This window comes from Piezobacter thermophilus (assembly GCF_055386745.1).
This window is the reverse complement of sequence record NZ_AP042380.1, coordinates 320,523-346,101: the sequence shown is the minus strand read 5'-3', so window position 1 is coordinate 346,101 and position 25,579 is coordinate 320,523. Positions and strand designations below refer to the sequence as shown.

22 protein-coding genes are annotated in these 25,579 nt (G+C 67.4%); 18 read left to right on the top strand and 4 right to left on the bottom strand.

Annotated features, from left to right (window positions below; genetic code table 11):
• The first annotated feature begins 218 nt into the window (after positions 1-218).
• The 11 genes from ACZ5CM_RS01690 (at position 219) to ACZ5CM_RS01640 (ending at position 11,207) form a co-directional block, all read left to right on the top strand.
• Positions 219-980, top strand: a complete 762-nt coding sequence (locus ACZ5CM_RS01690; protein WP_464640698.1) for an SDR family NAD(P)-dependent oxidoreductase — start codon at positions 219-221, stop codon at positions 978-980.
• Entirely contained in the window at positions 977-1,468 is a 492-nt protein-coding gene (locus ACZ5CM_RS01685) for a MarR family winged helix-turn-helix transcriptional regulator (protein ID WP_464640696.1), read from the top strand. The genes ACZ5CM_RS01690 and ACZ5CM_RS01685 overlap by 4 nt, the downstream gene beginning before the upstream one ends.
• Positions 1,469-2,269, top strand: coding sequence for an enoyl-CoA hydratase family protein (locus tag ACZ5CM_RS01680; RefSeq protein ID WP_464640694.1), 801 nt, complete (start codon positions 1,469-1,471; stop codon positions 2,267-2,269).
• 83 nt (positions 2,270-2,352) lie between these two features.
• Complete coding sequence (locus ACZ5CM_RS01675; RefSeq protein WP_464640692.1) at positions 2,353-3,513, top strand: acyl-CoA dehydrogenase family protein; 1,161 nt, start codon at positions 2,353-2,355, stop codon at positions 3,511-3,513.
• A gap of 1 nt (position 3,514) precedes the next feature.
• Positions 3,515-5,161 (top strand): AMP-binding protein, encoded by a 1,647-nt coding sequence (locus ACZ5CM_RS01670; RefSeq protein ID WP_464640690.1) that lies wholly within the window; start codon positions 3,515-3,517, stop codon positions 5,159-5,161.
• Between the two features lie 274 nt (positions 5,162-5,435).
• A complete protein-coding gene (locus ACZ5CM_RS01665; RefSeq protein WP_464640689.1) occupies positions 5,436-6,572 on the top strand; it encodes an ABC transporter substrate-binding protein in 1,137 nt (378 codons plus the stop codon).
• 60 nt (positions 6,573-6,632) lie between these two features.
• Positions 6,633-7,550, top strand: coding sequence for a branched-chain amino acid ABC transporter permease (locus ACZ5CM_RS01660; RefSeq protein ID WP_464640687.1), 918 nt, complete (start codon positions 6,633-6,635; stop codon positions 7,548-7,550).
• A 1-nt stretch (position 7,551) separates the two neighbouring features.
• The gene (locus ACZ5CM_RS01655) at positions 7,552-8,535 is read left to right on the top strand and encodes a branched-chain amino acid ABC transporter permease (RefSeq protein WP_464640685.1); all 984 of its coding nucleotides are present in this window, start codon (positions 7,552-7,554) and stop codon (positions 8,533-8,535) included.
• Positions 8,528-9,283, top strand: coding sequence for an ABC transporter ATP-binding protein (locus tag ACZ5CM_RS01650; RefSeq protein WP_464640683.1), 756 nt, complete (start codon positions 8,528-8,530; stop codon positions 9,281-9,283). Before ACZ5CM_RS01655 ends, ACZ5CM_RS01650 begins: the two co-directional genes overlap by 8 nt.
• Positions 9,280-9,969 (top strand): ABC transporter ATP-binding protein, encoded by a 690-nt coding sequence (locus ACZ5CM_RS01645; RefSeq protein WP_464640681.1) that lies wholly within the window; start codon positions 9,280-9,282, stop codon positions 9,967-9,969. Before ACZ5CM_RS01650 ends, ACZ5CM_RS01645 begins: the two co-directional genes overlap by 4 nt.
• A 53-nt stretch (positions 9,970-10,022) precedes the next feature.
• Complete coding sequence (locus ACZ5CM_RS01640) at positions 10,023-11,207, top strand: pyridoxal phosphate-dependent aminotransferase (RefSeq protein ID WP_464640679.1); 1,185 nt, start codon at positions 10,023-10,025, stop codon at positions 11,205-11,207.
• 98 nt (positions 11,208-11,305) lie between these two features.
• Here ACZ5CM_RS01640 and ACZ5CM_RS01635 read toward each other — a convergent pair whose 3' ends face one another.
• Positions 11,306-12,730, bottom strand: a complete 1,425-nt coding sequence (locus ACZ5CM_RS01635) for a pyridoxal phosphate-dependent decarboxylase family protein (RefSeq protein WP_464640677.1) — start codon at positions 12,728-12,730, stop codon at positions 11,306-11,308.
• A complete protein-coding gene (locus ACZ5CM_RS01630; RefSeq protein WP_464640675.1) occupies positions 12,727-13,875 on the bottom strand; it encodes a DUF819 family protein in 1,149 nt (382 codons plus the stop codon). Before ACZ5CM_RS01630 ends, ACZ5CM_RS01635 begins: the two co-directional genes overlap by 4 nt.
• A gap of 148 nt (positions 13,876-14,023) precedes the next feature.
• On the opposite strand from ACZ5CM_RS01630, the gene ACZ5CM_RS01625 reads away from it, so the two are divergent.
• Entirely contained in the window at positions 14,024-15,181 is a 1,158-nt protein-coding gene (locus tag ACZ5CM_RS01625) for a GNAT family N-acetyltransferase (RefSeq protein ID WP_464640673.1), read from the top strand.
• Complete coding sequence (locus tag ACZ5CM_RS01620; RefSeq protein ID WP_464640671.1) at positions 15,178-16,383, top strand: polysaccharide biosynthesis/export family protein; 1,206 nt, start codon at positions 15,178-15,180, stop codon at positions 16,381-16,383. The genes ACZ5CM_RS01625 and ACZ5CM_RS01620 overlap by 4 nt, the downstream gene beginning before the upstream one ends.
• A gap of 8 nt (positions 16,384-16,391) precedes the next feature.
• Here ACZ5CM_RS01620 and ACZ5CM_RS01615 read toward each other — a convergent pair whose 3' ends face one another.
• Entirely contained in the window at positions 16,392-17,528 is a 1,137-nt protein-coding gene (locus ACZ5CM_RS01615; RefSeq protein ID WP_464640670.1) for a glycosyltransferase, read from the bottom strand.
• A 65-nt stretch (positions 17,529-17,593) separates the two neighbouring features.
• Between ACZ5CM_RS01615 and ACZ5CM_RS01610 the strand changes: the two genes are divergently transcribed.
• Positions 17,594-18,367 carry a hypothetical protein gene (locus ACZ5CM_RS01610; RefSeq protein WP_464640669.1) on the top strand — a complete coding sequence of 258 codons (774 nt, stop codon included), beginning with the start codon at positions 17,594-17,596 and terminating at the stop codon, positions 18,365-18,367.
• 25 nt (positions 18,368-18,392) lie between these two features.
• On the opposite strand, the gene murJ is transcribed toward ACZ5CM_RS01610, so the two are convergent.
• The gene (gene murJ, locus ACZ5CM_RS01605) at positions 18,393-20,102 is read right to left on the bottom strand and encodes a murein biosynthesis integral membrane protein MurJ (protein WP_464640668.1); all 1,710 of its coding nucleotides are present in this window, start codon (positions 20,100-20,102) and stop codon (positions 18,393-18,395) included.
• Positions 20,103-20,503: 401 nt separating this feature from the next.
• On the opposite strand from murJ, the gene ACZ5CM_RS01600 reads away from it, so the two are divergent.
• From ACZ5CM_RS01600 to ACZ5CM_RS01585, 4 genes are read left to right on the top strand one after another with little or no spacing between them, the layout of a single operon-like run.
• Positions 20,504-21,460 (top strand): sugar transferase, encoded by a 957-nt coding sequence (locus ACZ5CM_RS01600; RefSeq protein ID WP_464640666.1) that lies wholly within the window; start codon positions 20,504-20,506, stop codon positions 21,458-21,460.
• A 58-nt stretch (positions 21,461-21,518) separates the two neighbouring features.
• Positions 21,519-22,904, top strand: coding sequence for a YveK family protein (locus ACZ5CM_RS01595; protein ID WP_464640665.1), 1,386 nt, complete (start codon positions 21,519-21,521; stop codon positions 22,902-22,904).
• 6 nt (positions 22,905-22,910) lie between these two features.
• Positions 22,911-24,197, top strand: coding sequence for a polysaccharide deacetylase family protein (locus ACZ5CM_RS01590; protein WP_464640664.1), 1,287 nt, complete (start codon positions 22,911-22,913; stop codon positions 24,195-24,197).
• A complete protein-coding gene (locus ACZ5CM_RS01585; protein WP_464640662.1) occupies positions 24,194-25,579 on the top strand; it encodes an O-antigen ligase family protein in 1,386 nt (461 codons plus the stop codon). Before ACZ5CM_RS01590 ends, ACZ5CM_RS01585 begins: the two co-directional genes overlap by 4 nt.

Sequence of the window (25,579 nt, the reverse complement as noted above, 5' to 3'; positions counted from 1 at the left end):
GCCGGCAACGCTCGCCCCGCCCGGGATGCTTCAATCCTGAAGCTTCAAGCTTGAAATAAAATTGGCCCTGCACTAGCCTGACCTCGAGGGCGTGCGGGAACGGCGCCGAATTCGGGGGCCATCCCGAAGGTGCAATGCAAAGGGAGGATGACGATCATGCGCAGCGGCACGGGCTTTGGCCGGCAGCCGGCCGGGATCGGGGCGGGACCGGCCCGGCGATGACGGCTCTTGCGGGCAGCCACGCCATCGTGACCGGCGGCGGCACCGGGGTCGGGGCCGCGATTGCCGAGGCGCTGGCCCATGCCGGGGCACGGGTCACGATCATGGGCCGGCGCGAGGCTCCTCTGCGCAAAGTTGCAACCCGTCACCGGGAAATTGCCTGGATCACCTGCGACGTGACCGATGCGGCGCAGGTCAAGGCGGGTTTTCGCCGGGCGCGGGACCTGAACGGGCCGGTGGACGTGGTGGTGGCCAATGCCGGAGCGGCGCAAAGCGCGCCGTTTTCGCGCCTCACCTCCCAGGCGCTGAACGACATGCTGGCGGTCAATCTTTGCGGCACGGTGAATGTTTGGCAGGAAGGGCTGAAGGACATGCGCGCGGCCGGTCGCGGCCGGCTGATCGCGGTGGCCTCGACCGCGGGGCTGAAGGGCTATCCCTATGCAAGCGCCTATTGCGCGGCCAAGCACGCGGTGATCGGGCTGACCCGCGCGGTGGCGGTGGAGCTGGGGGAAAGCGGGATCACCGTCAACGCCATCTGTCCCGGTTTCGTCGAGACCCCGATGCTGGAGCGGTCGGTGGCCAACATCGTCGAAAAGACCGGCAAGAGCTGCGAAGAGGCGCGCGCCGCGCTGCTGGCCGGAAACCCTCAAGGGCGGTTCATCCAGCCCGACGAGGTAGCCGGCGCCGCGCTGTGGCTGTGTTCCGAGGCGGCGCGGTCGGTGAACGGCCATGCGCTTTCCCTGTCAGGAGGAGAAACATGAACCACCCTGACCGGAATCGCCCTGACCGGAATCGCCCGGTGTCGTCCCTGTCCAAGGACCGGCTGCGGCTGTGGCTGCGGCTGCTCAAGGCCGGCGGGCTGGTCGGCGACGAGATTCGCCGCCGCCTTCGGCGCGAATTCGCCACCACGCTGCCGCGGTTCGACGTGATGTCGGCGCTGTCACGGGCCCCGGGCGGGCTGAGGATGAGCGAGATTTCCGCGCTTCTGCGGGTATCGAACGGCAATGTCACCGGCATCGTGGACAAGCTGACCGAAGAGGGGCTGGCGCAGAGGGTCGCCGTGCCCGGCGACCGGCGCGCCACGCTGGTGCGGCTGACGCCCGAAGGTGCCGAAAGCTTTGCCCAGCAGGCCGCGGCGCACGAGGCATGGATCGACGAGATGCTGGGCGGGCTGGATGCCGAGGCCCTGGCGGCGCTCAGCACCGGCCTGAACCGGCTGATCGACGGGCTGGATCAAGGAGAGGAATGAATGCGATCGGATGTCACCCATTTCAACTGCGCCATTGCCGACGGCATTGCCACCGTCTCGCTGAACCGGCCCGAGCGCAAGAACCCGCTGACCTTCGACTCTTACGCCGAACTGCGCGACTGGTTCCGCGATCTGCATTACGATGACACGGTCGGGGCGGTGATCCTCGGCCCCAATGGCGGCAATTTTTCCTCGGGCGGGGATGTGCACGACATCATAGGGCCGCTTACCGAAATGAGCATGAAGGAATTGCTGGCCTTCACCCGGATGACCGGAGATCTGGTCAAGGCGATGCTGAACTGCGGCAAGCCGATCATTGCCGCCGTGCAGGGCGTTTCGGCGGGCGCCGGGGCGATCCTTGCCATGGCGTCGGATCTGCGCATTGCCACACCCGATGCCCGGACGGCCTTTCTTTTCAACAGGGTCGGGCTGGCCGGATGCGACATGGGCGCCTGCGCGATCCTGCCGCGGATCATCGGTCAGGGACGGGCGGCCGAGCTGCTTTATTTGGGGCGGTCGATGAGTTCCGAGGAGGGGCTTGCATGGGGCTATTTCAACCGGGTGGTCGCGCCCGAGGCGCTGATGGAGACGGCAACCGATCTGGCCCGGCGCATCGCGGCGGGGCCGGGATTTGCCAACATGATGACCAAGACGATGCTGGCGCAGGAATGGTCGATGTCGCTGGAACAGGCCATCGAGGCCGAAGCGCAGGCACAGGCGATCTGCATGCAGACAAAGGATTTCGAGCGCGCCTATCGCGCGTTTCTGGCGAAGGAAAGGCCCGTGTTCGAGGGTGACTGACCTGCATCTGCCGCCCGTGATCGTGGCCGATGTCGGGCGCCCTCCGGCGGGAGTATTTGGGGGCAAGAGGAAAAGGGTGGATCATGGCCGACCGGACGTTTCTGCAATGGCCGTTCTTCGACGACCGACACCGGATGCTGGCGGTCGATCTGGAGGATTGGGCGCGCGCGCATCTTGGTGCGGTGGATCATGGCGACGTGGATGCCGCGTGCCGCGCGCTGGTGGCGGATCTGGGTGCGGGCGGCTGGCTGACCCATACCGGCGCAGGCGAGGGCGAACGGCTGGATGTGCGCGCGTTGTGCCTGATCCGCGAGACGCTGGCGCGCCATGACGGGCTGGCGGATTTTGCCTTTGCCATGCAGGGGCTGGGCTCGGGGGCGATTTCGCTGTTCGGCACGCCGGAGCAGAAGGCCGCGTGGCTGCCGCTGACGCGGGCGGGAGAGGCGATTGCCGCCTTCGCCCTGACCGAGCCGCATTCGGGATCGGATGTGGCGGCGCTCGCCACGACGGCGGTGGAGGATGGCGACGCCTTCGTGCTGAACGGGGAAAAGACCTGGATTTCCAATGGCGGGATTGCCGATCTCTACACGGTTTTCGCCCGCACCGGCGAGGGGCCGGGCGCAAAGGGGTTGTCGGCCTTCGTGGTGCCGGCGGACACGGCCGGCCTGGAGGTGGTCGAGCGGCTGGAGGTGATTGCGCCGCATCCGCTGGCCCGGCTGCGATTTGCCGATTGCCGGGTGCCGAAATCGGCGCTTCTGGGGTCGCGCGGCGAGGGGTTCCGTGTCGCCATGTCGGTTCTGGACGTGTTCCGCGCCACCGTGGCCGCTGCGGCGCTGGGCTTTGCCCGCCGGGCCCTGGACGAGGCCCTGGCGCGCGTCTCCACCCGGCAGGTGCAGGGCGCGCCGCTGTTCGATCTGCAGATGGTGCAGGGGCACATTGCCGACATGGCGCTGGCCGTGGATGCGGCGGCGCTGCTGGTCTATCGTGCCGCCTGGGCCAAGGACTGCGGTGCCGCCCGCGTCACCCGCGAGGCGGCGATGGCCAAGCTGTTCTCGACCGAAGCGGCGCAGGACGTCATCGACCGTGCGGTGCAGCTGCATGGCGGCGACGGCGTGAAGTCGGGCGAGGCCGTCGAGCGGCTCTATCGCGAAATCCGCGCCCTGCGCATCTACGAGGGCGCATCGGATGTCCAGCGCGTCGTCATCGCCAGGCAGGCGATGGCGGCCCATGAGGGAGGAAGCTGACATGCTGGGACCGACGGGGCATATCGATACCTTCACCCGGGACAACCTGCCCCCGCCCGACCAGTGGCCCGAGTTCCTGCTGGAGGGGTTCGACTATCCCGAACGCCTCAACGCCGCGGTCGAACTGACCGACGCGATGGTGGCGCGCGGCTTCGGCGACCGCGTGGCGCTGATCGGCAACGGCCGGCGGCGCACCTACAAGGAGCTGACCGACTGGTCCAACCGGCTGGCCCATGTTCTGGTCGAGGATCTTGGCGTCAGGCCCGGCAACCGGGTGCTGATCCGCTCGGCCAACAACCCGGCGATGGTGGCCTGCTGGCTGGCCGCGACCAAGGCCGGGGCGGTGGTGGTCAACACCATGCCGCTGCTGCGGGCCGGGGAGCTGTCGAAGATCGTGGACAAGGCCGAGGTCGCCTTCGCGCTGTGCGACACGCGGCTCATGGAGGAAATGGTGGCCTGCGCGAAGGGCTCGCGCTTTCTGAAGACGGTGGTGGGGTTCGACGGTACCTCGAACCACGATGCCGAATTGGACCGGCTGGCGCTGGAAAAGCCGGTGCGCTTCGCGGCGGCGGAAACGGGCCGCGACGACGTGGCGCTGCTGGGTTTCACCAGCGGCACCACCGGGGAGCCGAAGGCCACGATGCATTTCCACCGCGACCTGCTGATCATCGCCGACGGCTATGCGCGCGAGGTGCTGGGCGTCACGCCCGAGGACGTGTTCGTGGGCTCTCCGCCGCTGGCCTTCACCTTCGGGCTGGGGGGGCTGGCGATCTTTCCGCTGCGGTTTGGCGCCGCGGCGGCGCTGCTGGAGCAGGCAAGCCCGCCCAACATGGTCGAGATCATCGAGAAATACCGCGCCACGGTCTGCTTCACCGCGCCCACCGCCTATCGCGCCATGTTGCAGGCCATGGAGGAAGGAGCGGATCTGAGCAGCCTGCGCGCAGCCGTGTCGGCGGGCGAGACCCTGCCCGCGCCCGTCTATGAGGAATGGATGGCCCGCACCGGCAAGCCGATGCTGGACGGGATCGGCGCCACCGAGATGCTGCACATCTTCATCTCCAACCGCTTCGACGACCACCGCCCCGCCTGCACGGGGCGCCCGGTGCGGGGCTATGTGGCAAGGGTGGTTGACGAGGAGATGAACGAGCTCCCCCCCGGCGAGGTCGGGCGGCTGGCGGTCAAGGGGCCGACCGGGTGCCGCTATCTGGCCGACGCGCGGCAGAAGGAATATGTGCGGCAGGGCTGGAACATCACCGGCGACAGCTTCCGCATGGACGAGGACGGCCATTTCCACTTTGCCGCGCGCAATGACGACATGATCGTGTCGGCCGGCTACAACATCGCCGGGCCCGAGGTCGAGGCCGCCCTGCTAGCCCATCCGGCAGTGTCGGAATGTGCTGTGGTCGGCGCCCCGGACGATGCCCGCGGCCAGATCGTCGAGGCCCATGTGGTGCTGGCCGAGGGGTTCGAGGCCGGCCCCCTTATGGTCAGGCTGTTGCAGGATCACGTGAAGGCCACGATCGCGCCCTACAAGTATCCGCGCGCGGTGAAGTTCCGCTCTTCCCTGCCCAAGACGCAGACGGGAAAGATTCAGCGCTTCCTGCTGCGGTCAGGCACGGGCCCCGGTGCGGCAGAGCCGCCGGCGTGACGGGTTCGGGCATCGGGCCGGGCCGGATTCTTCTCGACCCGCGGGGGATTTGAGGGTTTACTGCGGACCGGGTCGAGGAAACGGGAGGGATGGCGACAACGCAGCATCATGCCCCATACTGCGCGGCAAGGCGCAACGCGACGTCAACGCCTGCGTTGACAGGGGCCGGGGCGCTCAATACCCTAATTCGGCATAAGACTACCGATTTAATCGGAGGCAAGGGGGATATCGCCGACCCCGACAAGAAGAAAACATCAAAGGGAGGAACGACAAGATGAACCTGAAGAAACTGATTGCCACCGTATCGCTGGCGGTACTGGCAGGGGCGGCATCCGCTGGCGGCGCAAAGATCGGCATGATCACCACGCTGTCGGGCGGTGGCGCGGGGCTGGGTATCGACGTGCGCGACGGCTTCATGCTGGCCATCAAGCAGTCGGGCAACCCCGATATCGAGGTGATTGTCGAGGACGATCAGCGCAAGCCCGACATCGCCGTGCAGCTGGCCGACAAGATGGTGCAGTCGGAAAAGGTGGACATCCTGACCGGTATCATCTGGTCCAACCTCGCGCTTGCGGTGGTGCCTTCGGTGACCGCGCAGGGCAAGTTCTATCTCTCGCCCAATGCGGCGCCCTCGAAACTGGCCGGCAAGGGCTGCAACCCCAACTATTTCGTGGTCTCGTGGCAGAATGACGCCTTCAACGAAGCTGCCGGCCAGTGGGCCTCGGACAATGGTGTGGGCAAGGTGTTCCTGATGGCCCCCAACTACCCGGCCGGCAAGGACATGATCGCCGGGTTCAAGCGCTTCTACAAGGGCACGGTGACCAACGAGGTCTATACCAAGCTGGGGCAGAAGGACTATGCCGCCGAGATCGCCCAGATCAAGGCGTCCGATGCCGACATGGTCTACTACTTCCTGCCCGGCGGCATGGGCATCGCCTTCATGAAGCAATACGCCGCCTCGGGCGCCGACAAGCAGGTGATGGGCCCGGCCTTCAGCTTCGACCAGGGCATCCTCAAGGCCATCGGCGACGCCGCGCTGGGGGTGAAGAACACCTCGCACTGGTCCAAGGACATCGACAACCTGGCCAACCGCAAGTTCGTGGAAAGCTTCCAGGCCGAATATGGCCGGCTGCCTTCGCTTTACGCGGCGCAGGGTTATGACACCGGGCTGCTGATCGCATCGGCGCTGGAAAAGGCCGACGTGAAGGACGCGGATGCCTTTCGCGCGGCGCTGAAAGCCGCCGATTTCCAGTCGGTGCGCGGCAAGTTCCGCTTCAACACCAACAATCACCCGATCCAGGACATCTACATGCGCGAAGTGGTCAAGGAAGGTGATATCGTGACCAACCGCATCATCGGGGTGGCCAGCAAGGATCACACCGACGTCTATGCCAAAGAGTGCAAGATGTAATGAAATGACTTCGGCGGGCAGGATCGCCCTGCCCGCCGGGTCGCGCAGGTTTGCAGGCGAATGTCGATACTTCTGTTCATCGAGCAGGTCCTGAACGGGCTTCAGTTCGGCGTCATGCTGTTCCTGATGGCCGCCGGGCTGACGCTGATCTTCGGCGTGATGGGGCTGATCAACCTCGCGCATGGATCGCTCTACATGGTCGGGGCCTTCGCGGCGGCCGCTGTGGCGGGGGCCACGGGATCGTTCCTGCTGGGCCTGGCGGCAAGCCTTGTCGCGGCGGCGGCGGCCGGGGCGATCGTCGAGGTTGCCGTGATCCGCAGGCTCTATGACAAGGATCACCTCGACCAGGTGCTGGCGACATTCGCCCTGATCCTGATCTTTTCCGAGGGCACGCGGTGGGTCTTCGGCTCGTTCCCGCTCTATCTCGACGTGCCGTCATGGCTGGCCGGCCCCGTCACCCTGCCCGGAGGCATCCAGTACCCGGCCTACCGGCTGGCGATCATCGGCATCGGGCTGGCGGTGGCGGCAGGGCTGTTCGCGCTGATCCGCTGGACCCGCATCGGCATCCGCATCCGCGCGGGCGAGGCCGACCGCGAGATGATCGGCGCGCTGGGGGTCAACATCTCGGCGCTTTATACCATCGTCTTTGCGCTGGGCGCCGCGCTGGCCGGTTTCGCCGGCGCGCTGGTGGGCGCCATCCAGTCGGTGCAGGTCGGCATGGGCGAGCCGGTGCTGATCCTAGCCTTCGTCGTCATCGTGATCGGCGGGATCGGGTCGATCAAGGGCGCGCTTGTCGGGTCGATCCTGGTGGGGCTGACCGACACGCTGGGCCGCTTCCTGCTGCCGGTTGTCTTCGGAGCCTTTCTCGACCCCTCCTCGGCGACCACGATCGGATCGGCGCTGGCGTCGATGTCGATCTACATCCTGATGGCGGTCATTCTGCTGATCCGCCCCACCGGCCTTTACGGGAGCGACTGAGATGCGGCGCGAACCCCTCATCAATGCCGCCATCCTGGCCGTGCTGCTGGCGGTGCCGCTGTGGGCCTGGTGGACGGACGAGCCGTTCACGATCACCCTGGCGACCCGCGTGGTCATCCTTGCCCTGGCCGGGGTGGGGCTGAACCTGGCGCTGGGGCTGGGCGGGATGGTCAGCTTCGGCCATGCGATGTTCTTCGGCATCGGTGGCTATGCCATGGGCATCCTTGCCAGCCACGCGCAGGATTACGAACCGCTGATGGAGTGGCCCATCCTGATCGAAGGCACGAAGTCCATGCCGGTGATCTGGCTGACGGCCATCATCTTCAGCGCCCTGGCGGCGCTGGCGGTGGGCGCGCTGAGCCTGCGCACGACAGGCGTCTATTTCATCATGATTACCCTCGCCTTCGGGCAGATGTTCTACTACTTCGCCATCAGCTGGCCGGCCTACGGCGGCGAGGACGGCCTGTCGATCTACGTCCGCAACGAATTTCCGGGGCTGAACACGCTGGACCCGATCCAGTTCTTCGCCCTGTGCTTCGCGATTCTCCTGGCCGTCCTGTTCCTCATGTCGCGACTGGCGAAATCCGCCTTCGGGCTGGCGCTTGTCGCGGCACATCAGAACCAGGAGCGGGTGCAGACCGTAGGCATCGGAGTCTACCGGCTGCGGCTGGTGGCCTTCACCATTTCGGGGGCTATTACCGGGCTGGCCGGGGCGCTGTTTGCCGATCTCAACCGTTTCGTCAGCCCGACGATGTTCAGCTGGCAGACCAGCGGCGAAATCATGATTTTCGTCATCCTCGGCGGGGTGGGGCGCCTTTACGGCCCGGTGGCGGGGGCGGCGCTGTTCATCATCCTGGAAAACTTCCTCGGCGGGCTCAGCGAATACTGGCACATCTATCTCGGAGCGCTGCTTCTGGGCGTGGTGCTGTTCGCCCGCGGCGGGCTGATCGGGCTGCTTGCCGGGCGGGAGGTCGCCCATGACTGAGCCGATCCTGGAAATCCGCAACCTGTGCAAGAGCTTCGGCGCCGTGGTGGCCAGCGAAGAGGTGTCACTGGATCTGCGCCCGGGCGAGATCCACGCCCTGATCGGTCCGAACGGGGCCGGAAAATCGACGCTGATCAAGCAGATCGCCGGCAATATCGCCCCCGATTCCGGCTCGATCCTGTTCGAGGGGCGCGACGTGACCGCCCTCGATACCGTGGCGCGGGCGCGGCTGGGGCTGGGGCGGACCTTCCAGATCTCGTCGCTGGCGATGGAGCTGACCGTGCTGCAGAACGCCGTCCTGGGCGCGCTGGGCCGGCGCGGGCGGGTGTTCCGGTTCTTCCGCCCGGTGATGCAGGACCGGGCCCTGCTGGACGCCGCCCGGGGGGCCTTGCGACAGGTGGGGCTTGAAGACTTCGCCGCCTGGCGCACCGCGGATCTCTCGCACGGGCAGCGCCGGCAGCTGGAGGTCGCCGTGGCGCTGACGCTGAAGCCGCGGGTGTTCCTGATGGACGAACCGATGGCCGGGCTTGGCGCGGAAGGGTCGCTGCGCCTGACCGGCTTTCTGAACGAGCTGCGCCACGAGGCGCCGATCCTGCTGGTGGAACACGACATGGACGCGGTGTTTGCGCTGGCCGACCGGATCAGTGTGCTGGTCTATGGCAAGGTGATCGCCACCGGGACGGGGGACGAAATCCGCGCCAACCCCGAGGTCCGCCGCGCCTATCTGGGCGAGGAGGATGCGGCATGAGCCTTCTCAAGCTTGCCAACGTCTCGGCCTTCTACGGGCCCAGCCAGGCGCTTTTCGACGTGCATCTTCGCCTTGAAGCCGGCGAGGTGCTGGCGCTGATGGGGCGCAACGGCATGGGCAAGTCCACCACCGTCAAGGTCATCTGCCGGCTTCTGCGCCATCGCGGCGGGCAGGTGAGTTTCGACGGCCGCGACATGGGCCCGATGAAGCCCCACCAGGCCGCCCGCGCCGGCATCGGGCTGGTGCCCGAGGGGCGGCGCTGCTTCCACAACCTGACCGTCCGCGAAAACCTGATCGCCGCCGCCCGCCCCGGCGCCTGGAACATGAAGACCGTGGGCCAGCTGTTTCCCCGCCTTGTCGAACGCCAGGACCAGAAGGCCGCGTCATTGTCGGGGGGAGAACAGCAGATGCTTGCCATCGGGCGGGCGCTGATGACCAATCCGCGGCTTCTGATCCTAGACGAGGCGACAGAGGGCCTCGCCCCCGTGATCCGGCGCGAGATCTGGGCCGCAATCGGCCGGCTCAAGGCCGAAACCGGGCTGGCCATCATCGTCATCGACAAATCGATCCGCGAACTTGCCGACATCGCCGACCGGGCGGTGATCCTTGAAAAGGGCCGGACGGTCTGGAACGGCCCCTTCGGGGAACTGACCCCCGAGGTGACCGACCGCCATCTCGGGGTGTGAGGCGCGCCACTTTCCGCTACCCCGCCCTGTCCCGCCCGGCTAATGTCGCACCCATGAAAACCGCTTTGCAGACCATCGGCGGCTTCGACCGGATCGGAGAGGAAAACGCCTTTGCCGTCCTGGCCCGCGCGCAGGAACTGGCCGCATCGGGGCGCGACATCATCAACCTCGGGATCGGCCAGCCCGATTTCCGCACCCCCGAAAACATCGTCGAGGCCGCCATCCGCGCCCTGCGCGACGGCCACCACGGCTATACGCCGGCCACGGGGCTGCCGCAGCTGCGCGAGGCCGTGGCCGCCGACCTGCTCCGGCGTTTCGGCACCGAGGTGAACCCCGGCAACATCATCATCGTCCCCGGCGGCAAGGTCACCATGTTCGCCGCCATCCTGATGCTGGGAGAGCCGGGCACGGACATCCTCTACCCCGATCCCGGATTTCCCATCTACCGCTCGATGATCGAATTCACCGGCGCCCGCCCGGTGCCGGTGCCCATCCGCGAGGAAAACGGCTTTGCCATCTCGGCCGAGGAAATCCTTTCCCTCATCACCCCACGCTCGCGGCTGCTGATCCTCAATTCGCCCGGCAATCCCTGCGGCGGCGTCACCCCGAAGGCCGAGATCGACCGCCTCGTGCGGGGGCTGGCCGAGCACCCGCAGCTGGCGATCCTGTCGGATGAAATCTACGACCGGATGCTCTATGACGGGCAGACCCACGCCACCCTGCTGGCCTGGCCGGAAATCCGCGACCGGCTGATCCTCCTCAACGGCTGGTCCAAGACCTACGCCATGACCGGCTGGAGGCTGGGCTGGTCGGTCTGGCCGGACGCGCTCTTCGACAAGGTCCGCAAGCTGGCGGTCAACGCCTGGTCCTGCGTGAACGCGCCCGCACAATACGCGGCGATCGAGGCGCTGACCGGCCCGCAGGACGCGGTCGTCGCCATGGTGGCCGAATTCGACGCCCGCCGCAAGCTGGTCGTGGAGCTCCTCAACGACCTCCCCGGCGTCTCATGCGTCACGCCCAGAGGCGCCTTCTATGCCTTCCCGAACATCTCCGGCACCGGCTTCAAGGCAAAAGAGCTGGCTGTGAGGCTGCTCGAACAGGCCGGCGTGGCCACCATCGGCTGGCCCGACTTCGGAACGCTCGGGGAAGGCTATATCCGCCTCAGCTACGCCAACAGCCAAGACAACATCCGCCGTGCCATCGACCGGATGCACGACTTCCTCGCCGAACACGGCTGAAACGCCCCGATCCACCCTTCCTCTTGCCCAAATACTCTGGAGGGCGCGGGGGGCAACGCCCCCCGCCCGGGTCGGGTCGCACCCGCGAGCCGAAACCGCTATCCCCGCCGCGCACGCCACGCCACATAGCGTGCCATCCAGCGCTCGAGCAGCGGCCGCTCGCCTCCCTGCGCGTCCAGTTCCAGCGTGCCGCCCCCCGCCCGGTACATCGAGGCAAACATGTCCAGAACCCGCTCCTTCACCATGCCGCGCAAAGGCACATGCGCCATCATGCCATAGGTCGCCGCCCGTCCCCGTCGCGCCAGATCCGGGTCGGCCCGCACCACCGCCACCGCCTCTTCCAGGTCGCGCAGATATTCCGCCACAACCTCCGCATGGCGCGCCGTGACCATCGCATGGATCCCGTCGGGGTTCTGAACCCGGTTCACCGCCCAGCCCTTCGCCTCGAGCTGATCGGCAACGGCGAAGATGCTCAGCCCCGGATCGTCCGAACCCCAGGCCAGAAGCGGCCCCTGCGGCCGGCCCAGCACCCGCAACCCGTCGATCCCCTCGATCCCGGCCTTCAGGGCCTCCACTGCCCGCATCGTCCGCGCCGCCAGCTCCCGATAGCCGTCAACGCCCAGCTTCTGCATGACCGCCCAGGCGGCGGCATAGGCCCCGCCGGGCCGGGTGCCCAGCAGCGCGGCCGAGGCGAACACCCCCCCCGGCCAGTCCTGATGCACGAACATCTGGTGCTTCAGCAGATCCAGGTCGCGATAAAGGATCGTGGATGCCCCCTTGGCGGCATAGCCATACTTGTGCAGATCGGCCGAAATCGACGTGACCCCCGGCACGCGGAAATCCCATTCGGGCAGCGCCACGCCGTTCATCTCCATGAACGGCAGGATCAGCCCGCCCACGCAGGCATCCACATGCATCGGAACACCCCGGCGGGCGGCAACGGCGCCCATCCCGGCGATCGGGTCGATGGTGCCGTGCGGATATTCCGGCGCGCTGCCCAGGATCATCACCGTATTGCGGTCGATCCGCCGGTCCAGCCGCGAGATGTCGGTGGCATGGTCCGCCGTCATCGGCAGCAGTCGCGGCTTGACGCCGAAATATTCGGCGGCCTTGAACCACGCCACATGGGCGGTGACGGGGATCACCATGTTGGGCCGCTTCACCCCGCGCGTCCTGCGGGCCATGTCGCGATAGGTCTTGACCGCCAGCAGGCAGCTTTCGGTCCCGCCCGCGGTGAGCACCCCGCAGCATTCCTCCGGGCCGTGCAGAAGCTCCGCCAGCATCGAGACGATCTCGCTTTCCATCCGCTTGAGGCTGGAAAACGCCGCCGGGTTCAACCCGTTGGCCGAGGAATACATCCGCCAGGCGGCGGCCGCGAAATCGTCATGGGCATCGTCGAGGTGATAGACCAGGCTCCAGGTCCGGCCCGCGCGGTAATCGGGATCGCGCGCGGCAAAGGCCTGCAGATCGGCCAGAACCTCGTCCTCGGGACGGCCGGTCTCGGGCAATGTGCGACGGGTCATTGCCCCCCTCCCGCGCGCAGCAGCACCGCCACCGAAATGCCGAGATAGTTGCCGATCGCAAAGCCCAGGATCCCCGTCGTCATGCCCGACATCAGCATGGCCGGATTGCGCAGGCTGCGCACCACCATCGGCACGAAGGCCGGCGACATGATCGCCGCCACCGAGGTGATGATGAAGGTGTCGGTATCGATCCGCGCCAGGCGGCACAGCAGCGCGTGAAGGCCCAGGCTGCCGAAGGTCGCCACGGCAACGAAGACGACGATCGCGGGATCCACCCCGGCCAGCGCCGACAGGTCCAGAGACGCCGCCACCGCCAGCGAGAACACATAGATGAAATACATGCCCAGAAGCGGTGCGGCCCGGTTGGCGCGAAGCCGGGGCACGAAAGAGGCCGCAAGGCCGAATGTGGTCAGCAGCACGATCACCATGATCTGTGGATTCGCCACCCCGACCATCGGCGCCAGCGCCACCGCCAGCCCGACGCAGACCGCCGCCGCCAGCAGCGCCACCGCGACCGAGGGCAGCGCCCCCCGCCGCAGCAGTCCGGCCCAGCTCCCGGTTTCCTCGGTATCGAACGCGTGCCCGCGCAGGCTTTCGGGAAAGGGCGGCAGGAATTTCGCGAACAGCCTCTGCGCCACGCTCAGCACGAACAGCAGATAGAGCGAACCCACCACCGTATCGACAGTTGCGAACACCAGGTAGCGGGCCTCTCCGATGCCCAGCGCCAGCTTGATCGCGCCCAGATTGGCAATGCCGCCGGTATACATGCCCACCGCCATCGCCGCCAGCTCTTCGGGCCGGTCGGTGCCGCGGGCCTGGAACAGGTAGAACAGCAGGCTGGCAAGGAACACCACCGCCACCACCGCAAGCAGCATCGACAGCATCGCCCGCCCGGCCACCCGCCGCCAGGCCGCCACATCCACCGAAAACAGCAGCAGCGGCAAGGCCAGGGCAAGGCTGGCCTCGGTGATCGTGCTCCGCACCGGCACGGCCGACGCCGGCAGCAGCCCCGACAGGCCGATCAGCAGCCCCGCCGCATAGCACAGCACGATCGGACCGACCGCCCGCGCCAGCGCGACCCGGCGGACCAGCACCAGCAGCACGGCCGGAAGGCCGACAAACAGCAATGCGGCAAGAACTGGCAAGTTTCAGCCCCCTCCCCGATCCGGGGCATTATGCGGCCCCCGCCGGCGCGTGCAAGGGCAGACAAACGCCGGCTGTGGACCGAAGGCAATGCGTCGGCTAGCATCGGGTCGGGTTTTCCGTTTGCCTTCGGGCGCTTCCGGTTGGGTCATGCGTATCGAGATCATCACCGATTATCAGGCTCTGGCCGCCCTGCGCCCGGCATGGCGGGAACTGCATGACGTGGCTGGTGGGGGGCCCTTCTCCTCCCACGAATGGATCGAGGCCTGGGCCGAAGCCTTCGGCGCGGGTGGCGATCGGCCCCGGATCGCCTGTGCCTGGCGCGACGGCCTGCTCGTTTCCGCACTTCCGATGGGCGCCGGGAAGCGGCCGGTGGTGCGCAACGGCCCCCGCGTCGCGGGGCTGGGGATGCTGTGCGCCGACCGCGCCGGGTTTCACGACTTCCTGGCCGCGCCGGGGCACGAGGACGCAGCAGGCACATTGTTCCGCGAGGTGCTCGGCGCCCGCGACTGGGCCCTGGCCGACCTGTCCCCGCTGCGCCCCTCACCCGCATGGAACATCGCCGTCAGGGCCGCGCGGGATGCCGGTTTCGTCTGCCGCGAACGCGACGAGATCCGCGCCGCCGTCTGCGACCACCCGGACGGGTGGGAGGCCTACCTCGCCGGGCGCAGCAAGCATTTCCGCAAGGCGCTGAAGGACGACGCCCGCCGCCTGCGCCGGCATGAACACGCGTTCCTCGTGGCAGACCGCCCCGGCGAGGACGCCGACAGGCTGCTGGAGCGGATCCTGGAACTGTCCGCAAGATCGTGGAAGGCTCATCTCGGCACCGATTTCAGGACCGACCCGCGCATGAGCCGGTTCATCCGCGCGTTATGGAAGCGGCTGGCGCCGCAGGGCAGGATGACCCTGCTGCTGCTCGAAATCGATGGATGCGATGCGGCAGGCGCCATTGGTCTCGATTCCGGCGATACCGCATATGGTTTCACGGTGGATTTCGACGAACGCTTCGCGCGGCTTTCCCCGGGCAGAACCGTCGTGATCGAGGCCATGCGCCAGGCCATCGGGCGTGGCAAGCTCCGCTCGAACGCGCTGCGGGCGACGGGGTTCCTGCCGCGTCTGGCCACCCGTTTCGAAACCTGCGCGCGGCTGCGCGTCTGTCGTCGCGCCAGCGCGGTGAACGCGGCACTGGCAGCCCAGGACCTGTTGCGGCCGATCGGCAAGCGGTTTCGCGAGCGGCGCAAACTGAAAACTCGCAAGAGGGGCGCCTTCGTGCGCCGATCCGGATCGCAGGGAGCCGAAACAGGATGACAGCCCGAGACAACCCACTCGTTCTTCTGGCCTTTGCCATTCTGGCCCTGCTGGCCAGCCCCGCTCTGGCGGGGGATCCGTATCGCCTTGCACCGGGAGATACCGTTTCGGTCTCTGTCCTCAATCGCGAGGATCTGACGACCGAACAGACGATTCGCCGCAACGGCACGATTTCCATGCACCTGCTGGGGCGGATCAAGGCCGCCGGCAAGACGACCGAAGAGCTGGAATCCGAGTTGAAAGACCGGATCAACGCCAAGACCGGACTGCCGGTGTCGGTCGTCGTGGACGTGACCGGCTGGCGGCCCGTCCATGTCCTGGGCGACGTGGCAACGCCCGGCGAACAGCGGTTCCGCCCCGGCCTGACGGTCGGCCGGCTGGTCGCCGCGGCGGGGGGGCTTTACCCGCGCGAAAACGACCAGCTCCCGAACGTGGCGATCGGCGCCCAGATCCTGCAGCTTGGCGCCGACATCGCGGTGCGCAAGGCCCGGCTTGCCGGGTTGCACGCGCGGCGGCTCAGACTCGAAGCGCAAGAGAAGGGGCTGGCAAGGATCGAGCCCGATGCCGAGTTCCTGAAGGTGGCCGGCCCCTCGGCCGCAACGCTCGTGGCCGAGGAGGACCGCATCCTTGCCAGCCAGCGCCTTCTGGACGAACAGGCGGCGGAATCGGCGCGGCGACGGGCCGATCTGTCGGCGAACGAGGCCGAGCTTCTGACCCGCCAGCAGGAAATCCTGCGCGAAAACATCGCCGATTCGGCGAAGGAACTGGCAAAGATGGAATCGCTGCTCGAACGCGGGCTGACCAGTTCCGACCGCGTGCGGCAGCTGCGCAGCACCCAGAACGACGACAAGATCGAACTCATGCAGGCCGGCAGCTTCAAGGCCCGCGCCCTCCAGACCCGGCAGGCACTTCTGGATTCGATCGAACAGCAGAAGGTCACGCGGCAGAACCAGACGGTGACAGCCCTCGAACAGGTCCTGTCCGACATCCGCGACGAAGAGGCCGAGATCGCCGCGGCCGAACAGACCATCGCAGAGCTGTCGCGCATCGCTTCGGGCGGGCCGATCCTGCTGCCGCCGGCGTTTCGCATCTTCCGTCCCTCCGGCGACGGGCAAAAGACGATCCCGGCCGATCTGCATACGCCCATCCAGCCCGGTGATCTGCTTGAGGTCCGGCGCGGCGGCTTTGACGAAGAGGAATGACCGCGCCTTTACCGGAAACCGGAGGCCGGGGCCGCCAGCTCCTCCAGCGCGACCTCGAACGCCGCCAGTGCCGCCCCGGTTTCATATGGTTCAACCGCCCGGGCCGCACGATCCAGAATGGCCGGATCGGGCGGCGTGCGCAGATGTCCGGCCAGAGCCGCGGCCAAGGCCTCGGGCTCTCCCGCCGGCACCAGCGTGCCCAGCCTTCCACCTTCCAGCAGGGCGCGCGGGCCGGCGCAGTCCGTTGCCACCACCGGCGTTCGCACGGCCATCGCCTCGGCCACAACATTGCCGAACCCCTCGCGGTGCGAGGCCAGGGCCAGGACCGCCGCCCCGGCAATCTCGTGCAGAAGGCGGTCGGTATGCCCGCGCAGGATCACGGCCCCGGACAGGCCGAGTGCGTCGATCAGCGCCTGCAGGCGGGACCGCTCGGGGCCATCGCCGAAAATGTCGAGCCGCATCTCGGGAAATTCGGTGCAAACCCGTGCTGCGGCGCGGATCAGATCGTCATGCCCCTTCACCTTCTCCAGCCGCCCGGCGGCGACGATCCGGTGCGGATGGCGCCGTGGCGGATCCGCCTGCAGCGCGACGAGTTCTTCCGCCTCGAATACCGGGTTCGGCAGGACAAGGGGGGCCGGGCGGGTCAGCCCCAGTTCGCGCAGCCAGCCGTCGGCAAGGCCGGGCAGCGGCGAGGCCAGCCGGTCGGCCAGCGGGTAAAGCCTGCGCAGCAGCGCCCGGCGCAGCCGGGGCCGGCGCGCCTGAGCAAGATAGTCGCGGGCCGTGGTGTGCTCGGACAGGATCAGCCTCGGGCGGCGACCGCGCGGCATCATCGACAGCGCAAGCGCCGCGGAAAGATTCATCGCGTTGGTCCCGGAATAGACGACGCCAACCCGATCGCGCCGAAACGCAGGCGCCAGCCTGACCGCCCGCCCAACCATCCGGCGGCCACCCAGAGAACGCACCGGGACATCTCCGGCAATGCCGTCCAGAAACGCGCCCTCGGCCCGGTTCAGGATCAGGACCGGTTGCCAGCGCGCGCGATCGAGGCCGTTGACCCAGCTGCGCACCAGTGCCTCGATCCCGCCCACCCGCAGATGCGGAAGGACGAAGGCCACGACCGGCCGGCCGGGCGCGACCACCGTCACGGCCCTGCCCCGCGCTGGCCGGTACGGGCGAATCCGGCTAGGCTGTCGCCGGTCGGCAGCAAGGTATGCCCGAAGTGAACGTTCTGCATGTCATCCGTGCGGGTCTGGCCGCAATCCTCGCCTTCGCGGCGGTGCCGGCGAGCATGGCACAGGCCCCGGCCTGCGACAATGGCGGGCTGTTGACGTCTTTCGACGGGCCCTCGGTCAAGGACGGATTTGCCGCCATCCAGAACCAGGGCGGAGATCTGGGGATCGTCCCCGACCCGCTGGATCCGTCGAACCGGGTCGGGCGGTTCATGGCCGGACCGAAGCGCGGTGGCCGGGTCGGCAAGGCCGACCTGATCCACCGCTTCGCCCCGACCGACAGGGGCGCCGGGTTGCGGATGAGCGCGCGCTTCCTGATCCCCGAAGGCGCCCCCCGCAACAGCGTCATCCTGATGGATCTCGAATGCGCCGGGTGCGGGCTGAAGGGAAACCCCGGTATCCGCCTGTACCTGCGCGATGGCCGGCTGCGGGTGGATCGCTCCAAGATCGGCATTCCCGAGGCCCCGTTTCTTCCCGTCATCGGCACGCGGGTGACGCCCGGCCAATGGCACGAGCTGACATGGGAGGTCGGCCTTGGCGACCGGGCAAGCGGATGGTCACGCGTCACGCTGGACGGGGAACCGGTCATCGACGCCCGCGGCGCCACCGTCATCCTGCAGGATATCGTGTCGCTGTACGAAAACACCCCGGTCCGCGAGGCTGTGGACCGGTTTCAGGTCGGCGTGACCGCCAATTCCAACCCCGTCCCGGCCATCGTGCTCATGGATGATATCGCGTTCTGCCGGCTGCCCTGATTTCCGGCACGCACGCGCCGCGCCTTCACCCCTGCCGGCCGCCCATCCGCCGACGCAACGCATCGCGCACCACCTCGGTCTCGGGCAGGCGCAGGGCGAATGCCACGCCCAGATAGGCGCCAAGCCCGGCGATTGCCGCAACCGCCACCATGACCGCCTGGCCGACACCCCGTTCCGACCACGCACCACCCGACGCCATCACGGCCGTCATCGCCAGTGCCATCACCGCACCCGCCCCGGCAATCGCGAGGAAAGGCGCGATATCTCCCTTTCGCAGCAACCGGCCCGTCCGCCCGGCCAGAGCGCCGTAGATCAGGACCAGCGGCACCAGCGACGACGCCAGAGAAGCGATGGGAACGGCAAGCAGCCCGATGCGGTCGATCAGCGCCAGGTCCAGCCCCGCCCGGACCAGGATGGAACCTGCAAGAGCCGCGCCGAGCACCCGCAGATGGGACATGTGAGGCTCGGCCAGGATGGCCGCGAAAAAGGCGCTGACCAGTGCATTCACGACCACCAGCGGCGCCAGCAGGGAAACGATCCGCGCGGTCATCTGCGCCGCCTCGGGCGCAAAGGCGCCACGGGCGAACAGCACGGCGACAAGATCCTGCGACAGGAAAAACAGCGCCACGCCGACCGGAAGAACCATGAAAACCGTCATCCGCAAGGCCTCGACCAGGTGCCGGCGAAACCGCGCGGAATCCCCGGCCGACAGGGCGCTGGCGAACTCGGTGTAGTAGACGACCATCACGCTGCCGATGGCCGCGCCCGGACCGATGTTCACCAGCCGCTGGGCGAATTCGAGAATCGCGACATTGCCCGGCGCGGTGAGCGATGCAAATCCCATGTCGATCCACGACGATGCCAGCATGTGAACCTGGCCCAGTACCAGCGCCACAAGCCTGCCGCCGCTGACCGGCGCCGGGGTCCTGGCGGTCCGGATCGCTGCGACCGGTCCGGGCGAGGCGAACAGGCGCCTCGAGGCGATCGCGAACACCGCCCCCATGGTGACGACACCGGCAGCAACGGCCCAGGCAACGAGGTTCATGCCCAGCGCAAGCGGGGTAGCCGCCAGAACCCCCAGCGCCGCGAGTGAAAACAGGCGCGGCAGCAACCGTGCCGAAACCGGCAGCACGAACCGTCGCACGGCATTGAACATCGCCCCGGAAAGCGCCGCGTAGGCGGAAATCGGCAAGGTGACCACGAAGACGCGGAAATACAGGACCGCTGCCGCGCGCCGGGCCTCGTCGAACCCCGGCGCGACAAGCCCGACGATCTGCGGCGCCAGCACGAAGGCGGCCGCGACCGCAACCGCGGCAAGCAGAAGCAGCCGCCGGGTATTGCGGGCCAGCATCCGGTGCAGGCCGGCGATGCCCTCCTGTTCGGCAATGCGCACCAGCGGCGGCACCATTACCAGTTGAACCGACCTCTCCAGCACCGCGGCCACGTTCATCACCACCCGCCGGGCAAGAAAGAAGGCATCGGTAACCGAGGTGGCCCCGAAAAGCCCGGCAATGGCGACCGATATGGCAACGCTCAGCGCCACGCCCAGCCCTTTCAGCACGAGAACGGCCAGCACGCTTGCCAACGAGCGCGCCGACGGGCGGGTGGCCCCCTCGTGGCGCGAGGGGCTCGTCACCGGCGAAGCCCGGTACGGGCAGGACCGCAGGGCGTGCATTTCGCCATTTCCGCCAGCGCCGTCATCCCGCTCCTGCCCTGTGGCCGATCGGATCGCCACGTGATCAATGTCAATCTGATACGTTGCACCTTCCTTGACTCGAATCAAACCCCGACCATACGCTTGATGGTAGTATCGGGTATGGAGTGAAGTCCGAAGGGACAATATCTTGAATCGTTCCGGACGCGCCGTCGGGGGAGTGTGTGTACCGGGTTGTGAGTGCGCTGTGTGGGTGGCGAGGAACGATGTCTGGAAGCTGGGTGATCCCGTCGAAAGAACGGGAAAGAGGGGTGTGCACGGTTCCGAAAACTCTTGCGGAGCCGCCAGGGCCGTTCTCCGAGAATACGAGCGTTGCGCGGCTTGATCGCGCCCGGTTGCCCGCATCCCCGGCGCTGCCGCGGCAGAATCGCGGGCTCCTGAGCGGTGCGGCCCTGAAAACCGGGTACGTTCCGCAGAACGAATTGCTGGATCAGGCCGTGAACCGGTCGCTGGCGGCGGTGCTGCTCGTTCTTCTCGGTCCCGTTTTCCTGGTCATCATGGCCCTGCAGAAGCTGACCTCTCCGGGGCCGGTGTTTTACAGCGGCTGGCGTCTGGGCAAGGATCGCAGCCAGTTCCGCATCTTCAAGTTCCGCACCCTTTCGCCCGATGCCGAAAAGATCACGCGAACCTGCACCCTGCCGCGGCGCAACATGACCGAAACGCCGCTGGGCGCCTATCTACGCAAGACGCGGCTGGACGAATTGCCTCAACTCGTCAACATCCTGCGGGGGGAAATGGTCTTCATGGGCCCGCGCCCGGTGCGGCCGGAGATCGAATGGCTCTACAAGGCCGAGGTCGAAGGATACGAAGACCGCTTCCGGGTGCGCCCCGGTCTTGTCGGCCTGTCGCAGGCGCTGATGACCCATGAGACGCCCAAGGCGCTGCGGTCGCGGTTCAACCGCATGTGCTGCCGTGCGCCGGTCCGCTATCATGCCATGCTGGGCCTTGTCGCCTATGTGGGGTTCTGCGTTCTGCGCAAATCGGTAACCTCCGCCGTGGCCGCCCTGCGCGATCGTGCGCGCCTTGTGCCCGAACATGGGTGGCTGCGTTCGGGCTTCAGCCGGCCGAAGGGTTGCCGAGTGGATTTTCTGGCGGGAAACGAACCCGTGACCGGCGCCATCTGCGGGATGTCGGATGAAATCATCCAGTTCGTCTCGACCCGCCCGGTCCGGCCCGGAGACTATGAACTGATCCTGAGCTGCCGGCGCCGGTCGCGCCGCAATTTCCGCCTTTCGGTCATGGCGAATGTGGAAATGTCCGTCCCCCTCGGGCCGGGGCAGAGCGGATTCGTCAATTATGCCACCTATTCGCCCCGGACCCGGGCCGCCCGGCACTTCATCGAACGCTATTTCTTGCAATCCGCGGTGATCCCTGCGTGACTTTCAACAAGGGAGTCGCGTCAGGGGAGGACCAGGGGGGAAGGCCGGACAACCGAGGATGAGATCACATTACCTGCAACTTCTGAGCTACTACAAATACGTAGTGGCCTTCATCATCGTCGCGCTGACATCGGGTGTTGCAGCCTTCAGCGCGGTCCTCCTGTTCGCCGCGCCGCTTTATACGGCAACGGCAACCGTCTCGCTGCTTCCGACCCAGGCAGAGCTGACCTTCAGCCAGGCTTTCGTGCGATCCACCTCGTTCAACCCGGCAAACCTCCTGACGCAGACGCATATCGAGAACCTGATCAGCCGCGAGATCTCGAAGGAGACGATCGACAAGCTGATCGGAAAGGCGGGCAGCGCCCCGCCCGGCGACGAGGACTCGCCCGGAACCACCGGGAACGAATGGATCGACCGGTTTTCGCAGGGTTTCCAGTCCTTCCGGCGCGAGTTCCGCCGCATCTACATGACCCTGAATTCCGGCAAGTTCGTGCCGGCCGATCCCTATACCGACCTCGTCAACGGGCTTCAGGAAGCCATTTCCATCGACATGCTGGAAGGCACCTACATCCTGAGGATCAGCGTCAGCTGGGACGACCCCGAGTTCGCGGCCGCCGCCGCCAACATGCTGTCGGAAACCTATCTCGAACGGGCGCGCGCACAGGCTCGCCAGGCCGCCCTTGCCGCGGAAGAGGCCCTGCGCAAGGAAATGGCCAAGGGCGAAGGCAACGTCGCCGACCTGCAAAGGCAGATCAACGCCCTGCGCCTCGAGCGGGCAGGCAACATCTCCTTCCTGAGGGTAATCGACCCGGCGGTGCCGCCGGTCTATCCCAGCTTTCCCAAGGTCGTCGTCAACACGGTCGCCGCAGGGATCAGCGCCGTCATCCTGTCGATCATCCTGGTGATCGCGGCCGATACCATCTCGAAGACGCTCAAGACCGATGCCGACCTTTCCCGGGTTCTCGGGCCGACGGCACTTGGCCGCATCCGGGCGAAACGCCCCGGGGCGCGACAGCTGAAGGAGATCTCGCGAAGGATAAACCTCCAGTGCCTTGCGGTGCCGGCGCAGGGCGGGGTGATGTCGATGGAGGGCGACGCCGACAGCACCGCCGCCGCCAGGATCATCCAGCGCGCCCTCACCGGGCTGGAAAGCTGGAAGGATCTTCCGGCCGGAGCCCGGCAGACCGCAGAGCCGACATCCAGGCGCGGGCGCATCGCCCCCCAGATCGCGGATCCGACCGACGATGCCGTGGCCGACCTGGGCGGCGCGACGGGGCAGTTTTCGATGGCACGCATCGAACCCGGACAGGGCGCGCGGCCGATCGACTGGGTGGTGATCGCCTTGCGGCCGGGCCGGGTGACCGAAGACGTCCTGCAAAGCACGATTGCCGAACTTCGCGCCCATGGCGCGCGGCAGGTGTTCGGGCTGTATCTGGTGGGGTGAGGGACGATGCCGCCGGATCCGCACGACATTCCGGCCCCTTCCGGCCCCTTCAACCGCAAGGCCGCGCGGCGACAGGCGGTCGCGATCTGGGCGGGCGGGATTGCCGGACTGGGCGCACTGGCCGCTCTGGCGCCCATCACCGGGATTCCGGCGGCGGCACCTCTTGCCGCCTTGCCGCTGTGGCTGTGGCTCGCCGACCGGAAGTGGATGCGGCGCCCGGGCGGAATCCCCTGCCTGACATGGCACAGCGTGAGTCGCGACCCGTCATGGCTGCCCTGGGCGGCAGAAATCTCGGTCACGCCCGAAACGCTCGACCGGCAGCTGCGCTGCCTGTCCGCGATGGGATGCAGGCCGATGGACACGGTGGATTTCGTCCGCCGCCGCCTGTCCGGCGAACCGGTCCCTCCGGAAACGGTTCTGCTGCATTTCGACGACGGCTATCTCGACAACCGGGTTGCCGCCGCGCCGATCCTGCGCCGGCATGGCATGCGCGCAACGCTGTTCGTCTCGCTCGACTTCATCGAACCCGACCGCCTTCCGGTGCCGAGCCTTGACGACACCGACGCCCCTCTGCGGTGGGACGGCTACCTGAACTGGGCCGAACTTGCTGAGCTGGACGGGGGCGGGTTCGACGGGGTCTTCGACGTGCAGCCGCACGGGGTCGATCACGGGCGCGTTCCAACCGGGCCGCGCGTGGTCGATCACCTGACCGAGGGGAACTGGCGGCGGCTGGCCTGGATGCAGTGGGCGGCCATGCCCGGGGCCAAGCATGGCTGGTACCGCGCAACCTCGCCGCCCGCGGTGCCGCTGGGCACGCCGGTGCCGGAAAGCGAGGCCGCGCTGGCCGCACCGGCATGGGACGGGCAGGCAAGCGAAACCGAAGCCGCCTATGCCGAGCGGGTCCGCCGCCACCTGCGGGCCTGCCGCGAGGCATTCCGCAACCATCTGGGCAAGACGCCGGCGCTGTTCTGCTGGCCGCAGAACCGCTGCTCGACCCTCGCGCGGCGCATCGCCGCCGAGGAGGGCTATCTTGCAACGACCGCCGGGCACGGAGCCAACCGCGAAGGCGAGAACCCCGCCATTCTGAGCCGCGTTCACGTGGGCGAGCGCATGGCCGGTTTCCGCTGGCCATGGCTGGACGATCTGGTCTTTCGCGCCATCGTCCGCTGCTTTCAGGGCAACCACTACTGGTATCTCGTCCTCATCGCGGCAAAGCTTCTGAAGGTCGCGCATGCCGGCCCGGTTTCCCGACGCGAACCGCCGCTCCGCCGGCGGATGGAAATGTCGCCATGACCGGGCGTTTCGCATCCGCCATCGCGCTGGCCGGGGCGCTCGGCGTTCTTGCCTTCGCCATGGTGATGCTGAGCCTGTCGTCAATGAAGGCCGCCATCGCCCTTGCACCAGCCCTTTTCGCCGCAAGCCTGATGATCCTGAACCCCATGGCGGGGCTGCTGCTGCTGGTGGTATTCGCGCATCTCGACGCGATCGCGGCGCTTGCCTCGGGGCCGCTTCCGGTTTCGCTCTACAAGCTGCTGACGGCGACGACGATCGTCGGCGTCGTGCTGGCCAGCCGTGACAGACCCCGGCATGAAAGGCTGGGCCCGCCAAGCCCTACCCGCAGCTTCACCCTGCTGTTCCTGCTCTGGATGCTGCTTTCGGCGGTCTGGGCGCGTGACAGCGGCATGTCGCAGGAATTCCTGAAGGGCATCGCCGGCTCGATGGTGCTGCTGTTCCTGATCACGTGGCTGGTGGACACCCCCGCCCGGTTGAAACTCCTGGTCTGGGCACTGGTCTTTACGGGGCTGGTTTCGGCAATCGTGGTGATCCTCGACACCAAGCTTGGCGTGCGCCTGGTCGCCACCGAGGCGGCGGCGACGACCGCCCGGTTCGACGGGGTGGAGCGATCGTCCGGGGCGTCCAACTACAATCCCACCACCGCCTCGCACATGCTGCTGGCAACGACCGTGATCGCCGGGATCCTGTTCGTCGGCTATCCGCGCCATCGCTGGTTCAGCGGCGCGGCGCTCGTCCTCGGCCTTGCGGCGCTGGTGTTCACGCTGGCGCGTTCGGCGGCGCTTGCTCTTCTTGCCACGCTTGCCGTTTTCGCGTGGAACAACCGTCGCCACCCGAAATTCCCCGTCTTTCTGCTGATCGGCCTTGCGGCGATGCTGGTGGCGATTCCGCTGCTTCCCGACATCTTCTGGCAAAGAATGGGTACGATCTTCAACGCGGGCCTCGACCGAACCCTTTTCCGCCGCCTGTCCTACAACCTGATCGGGCTCGACCTGATCCGGCAGCACCCGTTTCTGGGAGTGGGCCCCGGCAACTATCCGCTCTACTATGTCGATGATGTCTATCGCTGGTATCCCGGCCGCAATCCCGAGCCGCGCCAGCTTCACAACAGCTATCTGGAAGTCGCGGCCGAATCCGGCCTGATCGCCCTTGGCCTGTTCCTCGGGGCGATGCTGTCGGCACTGAAGGCGGCGGTGGGGGCAGCCCGCGCGCGGATACCCGAAATCTCGCCCATGGCGCGGGCGCTGGCCTATGGCCTGGGCGCATTTCTCGTGGCCTCGATCTTCATGCCGAACGAGGACACCAAGTTCATGTGGATCCTGCCCGGCCTGTGCGTGGCCGCGGCCGGGCTTGCCCGCAAGACCGGTCCGGGGGGCGGATGA